The 14,177-nt window shown below is 69.4% G+C and carries 10 protein-coding genes and 3 pseudogenes; 9 read left to right on the forward strand and 4 right to left on the reverse strand.

The features are described from left to right. Positions 1 to 265: pseudogene (locus tag ACWD6R_RS37335) on the reverse strand (hypothetical protein); the annotation flags it as partial. Between ACWD6R_RS37335 and ACWD6R_RS37340 the strand changes: the two are divergent. After that, a pseudogene (locus tag ACWD6R_RS37340) lies at positions 240 to 659 on the forward strand (IS6 family transposase); the annotation flags it as partial. The pseudogenes ACWD6R_RS37335 and ACWD6R_RS37340 overlap by 26 nt on opposite strands. Positions 660 to 848: 189 nt before the next feature. On the opposite strand, the pseudogene ACWD6R_RS37345 reads toward ACWD6R_RS37340, so the two are convergent. After that, a pseudogene (locus ACWD6R_RS37345) lies at positions 849 to 1,466 on the reverse strand (IS701 family transposase); the annotation flags it as partial. A gap of 380 nt (positions 1,467 to 1,846) precedes the next feature. Between ACWD6R_RS37345 and ACWD6R_RS37350 the strand changes: the two are divergent. The 7 genes from ACWD6R_RS37350 (at position 1,847) to ACWD6R_RS37380 (ending at position 12,653) form a co-directional block, all read left to right on the forward strand. Continuing rightward, on the forward strand, positions 1,847 to 3,034 hold the full coding sequence (locus ACWD6R_RS37350; RefSeq protein ID WP_451822815.1) for an ATP-grasp domain-containing protein: 1,188 nt from the start codon (positions 1,847 to 1,849) through the stop codon (positions 3,032 to 3,034). A 949-nt stretch (positions 3,035 to 3,983) separates the two neighbouring features. After that, positions 3,984 to 4,325 carry a hypothetical protein gene (locus tag ACWD6R_RS37355; protein WP_451822816.1) on the forward strand — a complete coding sequence of 114 codons (342 nt, stop codon included), beginning with the start codon at positions 3,984 to 3,986 and terminating at the stop codon, positions 4,323 to 4,325. Between the two features lie 267 nt (positions 4,326 to 4,592). After that, on the forward strand, positions 4,593 to 7,340 hold the full coding sequence (locus ACWD6R_RS37360; RefSeq protein ID WP_451822817.1) for an alpha/beta fold hydrolase: 2,748 nt from the start codon (positions 4,593 to 4,595) through the stop codon (positions 7,338 to 7,340). A gap of 40 nt (positions 7,341 to 7,380) precedes the next feature. Then, positions 7,381 to 8,367 carry an NAD-dependent epimerase/dehydratase family protein gene (locus ACWD6R_RS37365; protein ID WP_451822818.1) on the forward strand — a complete coding sequence of 329 codons (987 nt, stop codon included), beginning with the start codon at positions 7,381 to 7,383 and terminating at the stop codon, positions 8,365 to 8,367. Then, entirely contained in the window at positions 8,360 to 10,309 is a 1,950-nt protein-coding gene (locus tag ACWD6R_RS37370; RefSeq protein ID WP_451822819.1) for a pyridoxal phosphate-dependent aminotransferase, read from the forward strand. The genes ACWD6R_RS37365 and ACWD6R_RS37370 overlap by 8 nt, the downstream gene beginning before the upstream one ends. 53 nt (positions 10,310 to 10,362) lie before the next feature. Further along, positions 10,363 to 10,818, forward strand: a complete 456-nt coding sequence (locus ACWD6R_RS37375) for a hypothetical protein (RefSeq protein ID WP_451822820.1) — start codon at positions 10,363 to 10,365, stop codon at positions 10,816 to 10,818. Between the two features lie 53 nt (positions 10,819 to 10,871). Further along, complete coding sequence (locus ACWD6R_RS37380; RefSeq protein ID WP_451822821.1) at positions 10,872 to 12,653, forward strand: carbamoyltransferase family protein; 1,782 nt, start codon at positions 10,872 to 10,874, stop codon at positions 12,651 to 12,653. Positions 12,654 to 12,840: 187 nt separating this feature from the next. On the opposite strand, the gene ACWD6R_RS37385 is transcribed toward ACWD6R_RS37380, so the two are convergent. Together ACWD6R_RS37385 and ACWD6R_RS37390 are read right to left on the reverse strand one after the other, a co-directional pair. Next, positions 12,841 to 13,269 carry an NUDIX hydrolase gene (locus ACWD6R_RS37385; RefSeq protein WP_451822822.1) on the reverse strand — a complete coding sequence of 143 codons (429 nt, stop codon included), beginning with the start codon at positions 13,267 to 13,269 and terminating at the stop codon, positions 12,841 to 12,843. Then, positions 13,266 to 13,604 carry a hypothetical protein gene (locus ACWD6R_RS37390; protein WP_451822823.1) on the reverse strand — a complete coding sequence of 113 codons (339 nt, stop codon included), beginning with the start codon at positions 13,602 to 13,604 and terminating at the stop codon, positions 13,266 to 13,268. The genes ACWD6R_RS37385 and ACWD6R_RS37390 overlap by 4 nt, the downstream gene beginning before the upstream one ends. Before the next feature lie 10 nt (positions 13,605 to 13,614). Between ACWD6R_RS37390 and ACWD6R_RS37395 the strand changes: the two genes are divergently transcribed. Further along, positions 13,615 to 13,773 carry a hypothetical protein gene (locus tag ACWD6R_RS37395; RefSeq protein WP_451822824.1) on the forward strand — a complete coding sequence of 53 codons (159 nt, stop codon included), beginning with the start codon at positions 13,615 to 13,617 and terminating at the stop codon, positions 13,771 to 13,773. The last annotated feature ends 404 nt before the right edge of the window (positions 13,774 to 14,177 follow it).

Here is a 14,177-nt window from a genome sequence, read left to right on the forward strand (position 1 = left end):
ACGTCGGCCTTGCTCGATGACCTATCGATCGATCCATCGGGAAGGTACGCCTCCTTCCTGCAGGCTGATCCACAGGTATTGAGCATTGCTCGAGGGTGAAACGTCCGGCGATCTGCTCGCCGCGGGTGCCGTCGAACAACCCCGCCCGTTCGACGTTGATCCCTGCGTAGGGCATTGTCACGTTGGCTGACCGGCGTGGGATGATCTTGTGGTTGATCGTGCCGGGGAGGGATTCGCTCGTGTCGTCCGCGCCGCCGTCGTACAAGGGGCACCGGTACCCGGTCGAGGTCATCTCCCATTGCGTGTGGCTGTACTTCCGCTTCCCGCTCAGCTTCCGCAAGGTCGAGGAGCTGATGCTCCAGCGGGGCGTCATCGTCTCCTACGAGACCATCCGCCGCTGGTCCGCCAAGTTCGGCCAGGCCTACGCGAACGGACTGCGCCGCCGCCGGCCCCGGCCCGGGGACAAGTGGCACCTGGACGAGGTCTTCGTGAAGATCAACGGGGAGCAGAAGTACCTGTGGCGGGCCGTCGACCAGGACGGCAACGTGCTCGACATCCTCCTGCAGAGCCGCCGGGACAAGGCCGCCGCCAGACACTTCTTCCGCCGCCTGATGCAGAAGACCCGGGCGGGTGTAGCGGTGGCAGCGGACGACCAGGTGGGCGTGCCCGGCGGCGGTCGCCTCGTCAGCGGGGGCGTCGTCCTCGATCAGGGCCCAGTCGTAGTATCGGTCGCCCTTGAGGCCGTGGCCGGTGCGCATCCGCATCCACGCCTTCTTCGGGACGCGGCGGGCGAGTTCGGCGGCGGTCAGGCGGCCGGCCTGGGTGGTGGCGCGGTGGTCGGCTTTCACGGCCAGGGCGTAGTCGAAGCCCAGGGTGTGGGCGGTGCGGCGCAGCTCGCGCCCGCCGTACACCTCGTCCCCGGCGAACCAGCGCGCAGCGATGCCCAGGGATCGGGCGCGGGCGAGCATGGCGGCGGCAAGCTGCGGCTTGGTGGCGAACTCCACCGCATCGGGCACGTGCCGCAGCAGGCGGCGCTCCTCGTCCGCGGCTCAGCCAGCCGGCAGGTGCAGCTCCCGGTCGATCAGCGCATGGCCGCGGGTGGAGGCGTAGGTCAGGTGGACGGCGACCTGACACAGACCGACCCCGCCCAGAGCGCCGGAGTACTGGTGGGCGGCACCGACGCAGTCCGTGGACGACTTCGCGTCCCCGGTCTCGTCCACCACCAACACCGCTTCCTCGTCGGTGAGTTCACCGGCCGCCCAGGCCGCGAGCCGGTCCCGGGCCAGGTCGTGGTCCCACGCGCCCCGGGAGAGGAAGTGCTGCAGCCGGTGCGGCCCGCCATGCCCCAGCGCCTCGGCCGGTGACCAGCAGTTACGCCGCTCCAGCTCCATCAGCATCGCCTGCACCGCCTCCCGGGCCAGCAGCCGCGAGTCCCGCTGCGGGAAGCAGTCCGCGACCTGCGCCATCACGTCCCCGAACGCGGCCGTCCGCTCCTGCTGGGCTATCGTGGCCTCCACGGCCACCACGTCTTGCGTTGTCTTCACAAACGACCATGATCGCGGTGGCCGTTCCCTTGCCCGCGCCACCCCTGACCTGCACAGACACGTCAACGATCAAGACTTACAGCTGCCGTGTCCGAGAGAAAGGTTCTGGAGCGCCAGGCACAATCGAGGAATCTGGGATTCCTGTTGTGGGTATTCATGATTCCCTTGTGATCCATATCACAGGACGTGGTCGACTGGGTCCGTGCAATGATTCACTGGCGCCGGAAGAGATCCGGCTGCGTCACGATGAAACCGCAATAACTTCTCCCTAACTCGGCAAGTCGTAACACTGGAGACGGCGCATGCCCAAGATGGTGGTTATTGGATATCGGGATGATCTTGATGAGGCGCTACGGCGTCGGGATGTGGATCCCTTCTACATCGTTCCGACTCCGATCATCTCGCCGGAGAAGAAGGCATTTCGCTGTGTCGCCGACATGGAGAACGCCCAGGAGGTTCTCCGCTCGGTGTTCTCCGCTCAGGCGGAAGACCTGGCGGGCGTGCTCAGCGTCCATGAGATGGGTGTATTCTCGGCGGCCTATCTGCGCGGGCAATTGAACCTTCCGGGGAACGCGGATTCACGTAAGGTCCTCACCTTCCGGGACAAGTACCTCCAGAAGGGCCTGTTGCCGCCGGAGGTGCGGCGTGCGCGGTGCCGGTATCTGCCCGTGGGCACGCCCTACGAGGAGCCGGCCGCCGAGCTGGGCACCCCTTTCGTCGTCAAGCCGGCCACCGGGGCGGGCGCCCTGCGCACCAGCGTCGTCCGCTCGCCCGAGGAGTACGCCCGGGCGCTTGAGCCGTTCTCCGGACGCTCGGACGTCGAGGTCGTCGCCGAGTCGTTCGTCGACGCGCCCGAGGTCTACCTCGACGGCGTCTGGCAGCACGGCGCGCTCCAGTGGTCGTCTCTGAGCAGCAATCACATCTCCCCGCTCAGTGCGGTGCAGGGCGGCGTCCTGGCCGCGCATGTGCTCGACCGACAACGATGTCCGGACCTCTTCGAGCAGGCGGAGGCCATGGCCCGCCGGGTGCTCGCCACCCTGGAGGCGCCCGACTGCGTCTTCCATATGGAGGCGTTCCGTCAGCCCGACGGGCTGACGTTCGGCGAATGCGCCGTCCGGCTGCCGGGAGCCCTGTCGCCCCGGGTCAATCAACTGACCTACGGCGTCGACCTCCTCGACATCGAGATCGCCCTCGCCCTCGGGGAGGCGCCCGAGCCGCCGTACGGCCACCGGACACCGGACCGCTTCCACGGCTATCTGCTCCTGCGTCACCCGCGCGAGGGCATGCTGGCGCAGGAGGACTTCGAGCGCGCCTTCTCCTTCGACGAGCTGCACTACCCCTCCGCTCCCGACGCGCCGGTCGGTCCTTACGGCCGCGTCGGTCACGCCGTCGTGTCCGACGCGGACGAGTCGAGGCTCAGGCGCACGATCGACGAGATTGCACGCTTCAACGAGGCAGGCGGCGCCCGCGGCGGCTCGTCGCTCGCATGACGGCGGCCCGCCCGGGATCCGGCCCCGGCGCGGCGAATAGTACGCAGGCGCCCTACGGGTCATTGGCCCCTTCAAGTACATGGCGCGCAAGCCCTGGCCGGCTCGGCGAATATCTCCCGGCGCGCAGAAACAGCAGTTCGCGAAGCGAGTAATTGCAAAAACCCGCATTGTGGTCCATGTCGCCCGATCCGCCGCCATGTGGCTGTCTAATGATGTATCGGATATCAGGGGGTGGATTCCGCGACTCATCGCGACGTAACGCGACAGTAACCCATCATTTCGGCAGTGGTGACTCTGGAGACGGCACATGCCCGCGATAGTCGTTGTCGGATACCGGGAAGATCTCGATCAAGCCCTGCGGTGCCGGGGTCTGAAACACCTTTACTTCATGCCGAGACCGCTACATTTACAGGACAGGAAGAACTATCGCTGCGTCGCGGACATGGAGAACGCGCAGGAAGTCTTCCGGGTGCTGCTCTCCGCCGGTCTCGGCGACCTGGCCGCCGTCGTCAGCGTCCAAGAATTCGGAGTCTTCGCGGCGGCCTATTTGCGCCGGCAGTTGAATCTTCCCGGAAACTCCGATTCCCAGGGAGTTCTCTTCTTCCGGTACAAGTACCTGCAGAAGAGCCGGCTCCCGCCGGACGTCCGGCGCGCGGGCCCGTTATACGTCCCGGGCCACGCCCTACGCGGAACTCGCCGAGGAACTGGGGAATCCGTTCGTCGTCAAACCGGCCATCGGCGCGGGCCCACTGCGCACCGAGGTCGTCCGCTCCGCCGAGGAGTACCACCGCGCGCTGGAGCCGTTCCCGGGCGAGTCGGACGTAGACGTGGTCGCCGAGTCGTTCGTCGACGCCCCCGAGATCTACATGGACGGCATCTGGCAGGGCGGCGACCTGCACTGGCGCTCCCTGACGCGCTATCACAACTCGCCGCTGAGCGCCGTGCACGCGTGCTCTCCCCTCAACTGGTCCAGCTCACCTACGGAGTCGACCTCGTCGACGCCGAGATCAGCCTGGCGCTCGGACTGAGCGTCTCCCTTCCCCCGGCGGTCCGTCCGCCGAAGCGCTTCCACGGCTATCTCCTGCTGCGGCGCCCCGACCACGGCAGCCTGATGTGCGAGGACTTCGCGTGCGCCTTCACCTTCGACAAGCTCACTCATTCCTCCTCACCGGACACGCCACCCGGCCCCTACGGCCGCGTCGGCGAGGCGATCGTCTCCGACCCGGACGAGCGACGGCTGAGCTGCACGATCGCAGAGATCGTCCGGTTCAACGAGACCGGCGGGAAGTAGGGCCTCGGCGCGAACGGGCCCACGTCCCAGCGCCGCGGCGACTCCCACCGGCACATCGCCCGCACGCGGACCGCCACCCGCCGGCCTGAACCGGCCGCGACCGCGTGCCGCACACCGCCCGCGGCGGGCACCGCCCCGCCCCGGACTCACCGGGCCTTACCGTTATGCCCTCAGCCGTCCTCGGGCGGACATCACTCACCCCATCCTCCAGTACGTGCGCGCTGATCCACCCAGTTCAGTCCCACCACGATCGGGGTCTTCACTGTCATGTCGGACATACGTCACGCCACAAGCGTCACGACGCTTCCGCATCTGCTCGAACGCGCCGCACAGGACACCGCACGCGGCGTCACCTTCGTCGACGGTCCGTTCGTCTCCTACGCCGAAATGCGCGAAGGCGCCCTGAGAGTCGCCCAGGGCCTGCGCAGCCGGGGCACCGCACCGGGGGACCGAGTCCTGGTCGCGGCCGGCGACCCTGAGAGCTTCTTCCGTGCCTTCTGGGGCTGCCTGCACGCGGGCGCCGTGCCCTGCCCGATCGCCCCGCCCGCCGATCCCTCCCGCTTGCGCCCGCAACTGGAGCACCTGCGCGGCCTCCTCGGCGACCCGCTGGTCGTCGTACCGAAGGCACACGACGATCTGCCCGACGTCGGGCTCACCACGGTGACCTTGGAGGAGCTGGACGCCGCCCCGGCCGAGCCCGAGCACGTACACGCGGCCGCCCCGGACGATCTCGCCCTGCTGATGCTCACCTCCGGGTCGACCGGATCGAGCAAGGCGGTCCGGCTCACCCATGCCAACCTTCTCGCGGCGCAGGCCGGGAAGTCGGGGGCGCTGGAACTGGGGCCCGCCGACACCATGATGAACTGGATCTCCGCCGACCACATCGCGGCCATCGAGGCGCACCTGCTGCCGATGCGCAACGGCGCGAACCAGGTCATCGCCAACCCGTCCACCGTGCTGGCCGAACCGGTCGGATTCCTCAAACTCCTGACGATCCATCAGGTGCGGGTGACGTTCACCCCCAACTTCTTCTTCGGCCAGATCAACCAGGCCCTCGCGCGGACGGCCGAGGCCGTGCCCGGCATCGATCTCTCGCGGATCCGATACATCATCTCCGGCGGCGAGGCGACCGTGACCGCCACCGTGCGGTCGTTCCTGGACGCCCTGGCCCCCTACGGACTGCGCCCCGACGTGGTGGTGCCCGCGTTCGGGATGACCGAGACCTGCGCGGGCAGCGTGTTCAACCGCGAGTTCACCGACCGCGACCTCGACGAGGAGTTCCCGCCGCTGGGCCACCCGGTCGAGGGGCTGCGCATCCGGATCGTCGACGGCAGCGGCACGGTGCTCTCCTCCAGCGACCGTCCCGCCTCGGCCGAGTCCGGCGAGGTGCAGCTGCGCGGAACCATGGTGACTGGCGGGTACTTCGGTAACCCCACGGCCACCGCCGAGGCATTCACCGACGACGGCTGGTTCCGCACCGGCGACCTGGGCCGGCTCGACGCCGACGGGCGGCTGGCCCTCATCGGCCGCACCAAGGACTCCATCATCGTCAACGGGGTCAACTACTACAGCCACGACCTGGAAGCGGTCCTCGACGAACTCGACGGCGTTCGGCGCGGACAGGTCACCGCCTTCGCGATCCGACCCGAGGGCGCCGACTCCGAACAGCTCGCCGTCGCCTTCGTGCCGGTCGGCGACCCAGCCGACGAGACGACCCTCTACCGCATGCTCGTCGCGGTACGCAGCTCCACGGTGATGCACTGGGGATTCCGTCCCCAGCTGATCCTGCCCGTCGCCGAGACGCAGATCCCGCGCGGCAACCTCGGCAAGGTCCAGCGGTCCCGGCTGCGCACGGCCGTCGAGTCCGGGACGTTGGACGCGGCGGCCCGGCGCACCCAGGAGGTGACCGGCCGCTTCCTCGGCGGCCACGTGGAGCCGGCGGACGAGGCGGAGACCACCCTGGCCCAGGCGTTTGCCGAGGTGCTGAACGTCGAGCGGGTCCCGGTCACCGCGAGCTTCTTCGACCTGGGCGGCACCTCGCTCGACGTCCTGCGGCTCAAACTCCGCGTCCAGACCGCCTTCGGCCTCGACGACCTCCCCATGGCGACGCTCCTGCAGGCCCCGAGCGTGCGGGCGCTGGCGGCCCGCCTGGCCTCGGCGTCCGGCGCGGGCGGCGACGCCGCCTACGACCCGCTGGTGCCGCTCCAGGTCACCGGCGAGGGGACCCCGCTGTTCTGCGTCCACCCGGGCCTCGGCGAAGTACTGGTCTTCGTCAACCTCGCCAAGTACTTCACCGGGGAGCGGCCGTTCTACGCGCTGCGGGCCCGGGGCTTCGGGCAAGGGGAGTCGCACTTCGCCTCCTTCGACGAGATGGTCGGTGCCTATGTCGCGGCGATCCGCCGGACCCGCCCGAGCGGCCCGTACGCCGTGGCGGGCTACTCCTACGGCGGAGCCGTGGCGTTCGAGATCGCCAAGCGTCTGGAGGCCGACGGCGAAAGGGTCGACTTTGTCGGCATCTTCAACCTTCCCCCGCGCATCTCCGGCCGGATGAACGAGATCACCTTCACCGACGGCGCCATCAACCTGGCACTGTTCCTCGAACTCATCAACCCCGCCGACATCTCCGAACTGACCACCGCCCTGCGTCCGTTGCCCGAGGCGGACCAGCTCGCCCACCTTGTCGAGCACGCCCCGCCCAGGCGGCTGGCCGAACTCGACCTGAACGTCCAACGGTTCGGCGCCTGGGTGCACCTGGCGCAGAGCATGGTGCACCTGGGACGCGACTACGAGCCGTCCGGCACGGTCGAACGGGTGCGGGTCTTCTACTGCACCCCACTCAAGGGCACCAAGCAGGAGTGGCTGGACGGTCAGCTGCGCGACTGGGACGAGTTCACCCGCGAGACGAACAGCTACATCGAGGTGGACGGGGAGCACTACACGCTGATGAGCCCCCAGCACGTCCAGAGCTTCCAGGCGACCTTGCGCAGGGAACTGACCCGCGCGCTGGACCGATGACCTGCCGGGCCACCTCCGACACGACCAGGAGCGACTGACCATGCAAGGCAAGAAGATTCTCGTCACCGGCGCCACTGGACAGGTCGCGCGACCCGTGGCCGAGGCGCTCGCCGCCGGCAACGAGGTGTGGTGCCTCGGCCGGTTCGGCGATGCCGAGGCCCGCAAGGCGCTGGAGACCGCCGGCGCCCGTACCGTCGTCTGGGACATGGCCACTGACGAACTCGACGGGCTGCCGGAGGACTTCACCCATGTTCTGCACTCGGCCGTCCACCGGGGCGACGGCCACGACTTCGAGGACACTGCCCGCGTCAACGCGGTGAGTACCGCGCGCCTGATGACGCACTGCGCCGATGCCGAGGCCTTCCTCTACGTGTCCTCCGGAGTCGTCTACAACCGGGCCGACGCGACCCACCGCTACCGGGAGAGCGACCCGCTCGGCGGCGCGGCCCCCTGGCTGCCCACGTACCCCGTCGCCAAGATCACGGCCGAGGGCGTGGCCCGCGGCCTCGCCGAGAGTCTGCGACTGCCGACGGTGATCGCCCGGCTGAACATCGCCTATGGCCCGTACGGGCACGGCGGCGTGCCGATGATCCTCTTCGAGCAGCTGCGTAGCGGCCGGGCCTGCGCGGTGCCGCGCGAGGGCCAGAACTACTGCGACCTGCTCCACACCGATGACGTCGTCCGTCAGGTGCCGCTGCTGTGGGCGGCCGCCCGGACGCCCGCTCAGGTGGTGAACTGGGGCGGAGACGAAGAAGTCGGCATGACCGACCTCATCGAATACATGTCCGCCCTCACCGGCGTCCCGGCCCGGCTCGACCGCGAGTCGCCCAGCCGCGAGACGGCGATCTTCGACCACCGCGTCCGCCGCGACCTCATCGGCGACTGCACCGTCGACTGGCGGCCGGGCATCGCCCGCACGCTGGCCGAAATGTTCGAGGAGTACCGCGACCGCATCGAGGCGCACCTCGCCGTCGGCGAGGGCGAGACGCCCGGCGCCTTTGGGGGAGTGGAGGGCGGCGATGCGTAGGGAATCGGATGTCATCGAGCTGCGGCGCGTCCTGTGCGCCACGCTGGAGTCCGGCCGGCCCATCGGTGCGCCGGGCCGACTCGGTCTGTACCACGAGCGGTTCGCGCGGGCCGACGCGTCTGTCCCGCAGCGTCCCACATTGATCGGGGGAGTCCCCCAGGGCCCGAGCAGTCCCGCTCCCGGCCCGCTTGCGGTGGACGAACTCCTTGGCCGGGCGCAGGAGTTGGGGCTGGAACAGATACTCGTGCCGTACGTGCGCCGCACCGACGACACCGGGCCGCTGCACGCGGCCGGGTTCGTCGCCGCCGCCGCGGGAAGCGAGGGGCTCGTACGGCTGCCCGGCGAGGTGGCCGGCGTGCTGCGCGGCCGGGTCGGCGAGCAGCGGCTCGGCGAACTGCGGACCCGCCACGACGAGTACCGGGAGCTGAGCTGGGAGCTGATCCGGCTCGGCGACCTGCCTCGGCAGCCCGCGGCGCGCGAGGCGTTCGCCGCCCTCCATCAGCAAAAGGGCGGGCGCGGCGCGCTCTGGAGCGCCGAGGCGCTCGACGCCCTGGCCCAGGGGACCCTGGCGGACCGTACCGACCTGCTCGTACGCCGCCGCGGCGGCGACGTCGTACAGGCCGGGCTCCTGGTCCGCTCGCACAACGGGCGCGGGATCTACAGCCTCACCCAGGCCCTGGCCCCAGACGCTCCGGCCGCGCGGCAGGCCCTGTACGAGGCGTCCCTGTACGAGCTGTATCTGCACGCCCGGCGCACCGGCCTGGAGTGGGTCCACCTGGGGCCCGGCGACGCCGAGCGGATGCGGGCCCTGGGCGCCGACCAGTTCGTCCCCCTCGACCACTGGCTGCGCGCCCCCGGCGTGGACGCCGAGCCCGAACAGCCCACGGAAGTCGAGGTGTCGGCCTTCGCCACCGAACCGGTCGCCGCGGTGCCGGTCCCGGGCCCGGCACGCTTCCGCGGCCGACCCAAGTTCGACCTGCTCGACCTCTCCGGCAACACCAACCCGTTCCTCGGGGTGAACGGACGTTACCCCGAACTCGACACGGCCGAGTTGGCCCGTACGTATCTGACGACCGTCGGACGGCTGCCCGGACACGAGGGCCTCGGTGAACTTGGCGCCGAGTACGCCCTGTTCACCAGCGGGGCCGTCGACGCCGTCATGCTGCTCCTCGCCGCGCTGGCCTCACCGGGCGAGGCGGTCTGCGTCACCCCTCCGACCTTCGAGCTGTACGCGCACTTCGCCCGCGTGCTGCGGCTGCCCGTCGTCGAGGCGCCGCTGCTCGGCGACGACCTGGCGCGGCTGGACGTCGAACGGATCCTGGCGGCCGACCCGCGCGTGACGTTCCTGTGCGACCCCAACAACCCGGTCGGCACCAGGCTCGATCCGGAGCAGGTGCTCGAACTGGTCACCCGCAGCCGGGGCCTGGTCGTGATCGACGAGGCGTATGTGGAGTTCAGCGCGGGGCCCTCGTACGCCCCGCTCATCGCCCGGCACGACAACCTCATCGTGCTCAGGACGCTCTCCAAGGCGTGGGGGCTGGCCGGGGCCCGCTGCGGTGTCGCTCTGGCACAGCCGGGGCTCGTCGACGCCCTGCGCAGGGTCCAGGTGCCCTTCGGGTTCACCAACGCCTCGCAGTGGGCGGTACGCGACCGGCTCACCGACTCCGCGCGGGTGCTGGACAGCGTCCGGCGCATCCTGTCGGAGCGGGACCGGATGGCCCGTGCGCTCGCCCGGCACCCGGCCGTGGAACGGGTGTTCCCCTCCGAGGCCAACTTCCTCCTGGTCCGCATGCACAAGCACGAACGCGTCATGGAGCAGCTGCGCGGCGCCGGGATCATGGTCGCCGACACCGCCCGGCTGGTCCCCGACACCTGTCGTGTCTCCATCGCCGACGAGCGGGCCGGCGACACCCTGCTCGACGCCTTGTCCCGTGTGCGGTGAACCGCCGGCCGACCGTCGCGCCACCAGCACCCCGAGACCGAAAGGACCGGCCCGTGGGTAACCGCCCCCAGACCGACCACCCGGTGCACGACCGCCCGCTGACCAGCGAGGTCGTCGCCGAGAACTACGACCGCTGGAGCCCGCCGCTGCACGCGGACTTCGCCGCCAACGAGCACAACGGCCGTGTCGGCCGCACCCTGCTGGTCGACACCGAACGCCTGCGCGTCTGGGAGACGCGCCTCGAGCCGGGCGAGCGCCTCCCCGTCCACCGCCATGTCCTCGACTACCACTGGATCGCCCTCACCGACGGTCGCGCCCGCCAGCACATGAGCGACGGCACCAGCCGGGAGATCTCCTATGCGCGCGGGCAGACCAGGTACTTCACCGTCGCTGACGGCGGACATCACCTGCACGACCTGAAGAACATCGGCGACGAGGTGCTGTCCTTCCTGACCATCGAGTCCAAGGACGGCCCGAACGAGCAGATCGACCTCCCGCAGGACCCGTGACGGCGGCCGTGGGGCCGTGTCGCAACCATCGTCGCTAGGGAGGCTGAACCACCGTGATCGTGCTCGGATACAACGGATTCACCAGGGGCGCCGAGATCTTCGGGCGCCTGTTCGGGGCGACCGGCGTCGCCCGCAACCTGCTCGTGGGCCACGACGCGTCGGCGGCCCTCGTGTTCGACGGCGAACTGGTCGCCGCCGTCGAGGAGGAACGGCTCAGCCGCGTCAAGAAGACCTCCGACTTCCCCGCCCACGCGATCCAGTGGTGCCTGGACTTCGCCGGCGTCCCCCTCGACCAGGTGGACGTGGTCGCCTTCCCTTGGCGCTTCTCGCCCGAGGTGGCCGCCGAGATGATCGCCGAGGTCGCCTCGGGCGGTCTGTCGCCCGCCGAGAAGTTCGACGTCCTGCGGCGCACCGGGGAGTTCTACACCGACATGGTCAGCCGTGAGGCGATCCACGACGACTTCGTCCGGCGCACCGGCCATGAGCTCGACCCCAACAAGCTGGTCCTGGTGCCCCATCATCTGGCCCATCTGACGTGCGGCGCGTATCTGGCCGGGGGCGGGGACGCGGCGTTCCTGGTGAGCGACGGCCGGGCCGAGACCCTGTCCTCGGTGATGGGCGAAGTGCGCGACGGCGTGGTGCGCGTCTTCGACGACAGCACCATCCCGATGACCAGTTCGCTCGGCGTGGCCTACGGACGGATCACCCGCTACCTCGGCTTCGTGCCCAACAACGACGAGTACAAGGTGATGGGCCTGGCCGCCTACGGCCCGTCGCCGCGTCGCAACCCCCTGCTGGAGCGCTGCGTACGGCTCCACGAGAACGGCACGTACACCATTTCCATCCCCACGGACGTGACGGCGTACTACGCGCTGTTCGACGACCTGTTCGGCGGAGACAGCGAGAAGCGCGAGGAGTTCGACTTCCGGGTGAAGGTCGCCGCCATGGCCCAGCACATGGTGGAGGCCGTCACCGCGCACCAAGTGCGGGCGCTGACGGCCACCTCCGGTCTGGACACACTCCTCTTCGAGGGCGGTCTCGCATTGAACTGCGTGGCCAACACCAAGATGCTGGAACGCTCGTCGTTCACCGGCATGGAGGTCAGCTTCGGCGCGAGCGACCCGGGGGTCGCCATCGGCGCGGCCGTGTACACGGCCGGGCTCAGAAACCGCCCCGCCGACGCCGCCACCACGCCCTACCTCGGGCCCTCCTACGACGAGCCGCACATCCTGGAGGTACTGGAGGAGTACGCCGACCGGGTCGAGTGGCAGGAGGAGGCCGACATCGAGGCGGTCACCGAGCGCACGGCGCGGCTGCTGTCCGAGAAGAACGTCGTGGCCTGGTTCCAGGGGCGCACCGAGTACGGGCCGCGCGCTCTGGGCAACCGCAGCATCCTCGCCAACCCGGCCTTCCCCGAGATCAAGGACATCATCAACATCCGGGTCAAGCACCGCGAGCCCTTCCGCCCCTTCGCCCCGGTCGTCCTGGAGTCCGAAGCGCCCCGGGTGTTCGACCTGGGCAAGAAGACCTCGTCGCCGTACATGACGTTCGTCTTCCCGGTCCGCGAGGAGTACCGCGAGCGGATACCCGGAGCCTGCCACGTCGACGGCACCGCGCGCGTGCAGACCGTCGACGACCGCCAGAACCCGGTCCTGGCCCGCCTTCTGCGCGCTTTCACGGACCGGACCGGCGTGCCCTGCCTTCTCAACACGTCCTTCAACGTGGCGGGTGAGCCCATCGTCTGCTCGCCGCGCGACGCTCTCGAGTGTCTCCTCGCCACGGAGATCGACCATCTGGTCATCGACCGCTTCGTGATCACCAAGAAGTCCGGCTGACCCCCGGCGTCCCTGGTCCCGCGGCGAGCCGGGCGGATGCGAGGCCTTCGGCGGCCGACACACCCGCCGTCCGGCCCCGCCCGCGCTCGCCGCAGGCCCGGAACCACCAGCCCGTCACGTCCTGCGCCCGTCCATCCGGGCCACCCACGCTTCACCCGCGCCGCCCGTCTGACCCTTCAGTCGTAGATCAGCATGTGTGCTGTGGTTCGACTGCAGCATCCACCCGTCCACCTATTACGCGTACAAGAAACGTCCCGTGTCGGCCCGTGCTCTGCGGGATGCGGAACTGGCGCCCATCGACGCGGTGGTCGTAGCCGATCAGCCGCGGGGCGGGACTCACCGTGACTCCCGTCTCCTCGTACATCTCTCGCCGCGCTGCGGTCAACGGGTCTTCGCCGTGATCGAGCATCCCGCCCGGCAACCACCAGGTGCCGCCGCTCGGCTCGCTGTCGGCGTAGCGCAGCATGAGCATCCGGCCCTGCTGGTCGAGGAGCACGACGCACGAGGCGATGAGTGCCTGGGGCTTGACCCATTCCTGGCGGGGCATCCAGGGCCTGGCGGGCTCGCCCGGGGTGTCGGGGGCTTCTGTCGGGCGGGTGGGGTTCTGATGTGTCACGGGGTGCGGGCCTCTTCCTGGTCGGGTTCGCTCTGGGTGAGCGCGAAAGATTCCGGGCCGGCGCTGCTGCGCCCGCCAGAGACGAACGGCTCAAGCCGCCGCACCGTTCCGGATTCGAGATGAGCGACTGCGCCGATCGCGAGTACCTGGAGGCCGATGAGCGCTCGTGCGCGCGCATCCTCCGGGAGATCAGCGATGGCCCGAACGGTGGACAGGGCACGTAGGACGGCCCGCGGGTCGCGGTAGCTGAGGAAGGCGGTGTCCTCGCGGGTGATCGGGCCGGTCACCATGATGTGCGTGATGATCTTCCGGCGTCGCATCTGGACTTCGTCCACGGCAACCCGTTTGCACGATGGGGAGACCGCCCGGCGCGCCGAGCAGTACCTGCTGAGCTGCCTGCTCCGGTGTCTCACCGTCCTCTACGGGACCGACAGGGAGCACGAGGCCGCCGCGACCGGTCATCTCGGCGAGGAGCAGTCCGTCGCCCCCCACGGGGACGAGTAAGGACACTCCGATCACCGGTGGCCGCCAGTTCTCGTACGGTGCACGGTCCCGCAGTGCCCTTTCTCGTGCGGCCGGTATCGCCGGGGTGGTCCGCATCAGGATGAGCCGGTCTTTGGACCGGAAATAGACCGGAACTGCTGGTCATAAGCGGGATATCTGTGGGATGAACTGGGAGTTACCACGCAAGCCAGGCCCGGCTGTAAGCGGTCCGAACGAGAGGCGTCTGACGGGCAAATGCCCAGGTCAGACCAATGCCGGTGAATTAGTAGAACCCTGCTGGTCAGGAGCTCGCCGTGGTTGGTTTGGGTGGATTTCACCCTTGGTGACGCTGGGTAGTTCGTCACGTTCTGATGAGGACTCAGGCGAGTGCCGGACACAGCAACGGAGCCCCCGGTAGGACAGAA

The organism is Streptomyces sp. NPDC005151, from assembly GCF_053599875.1.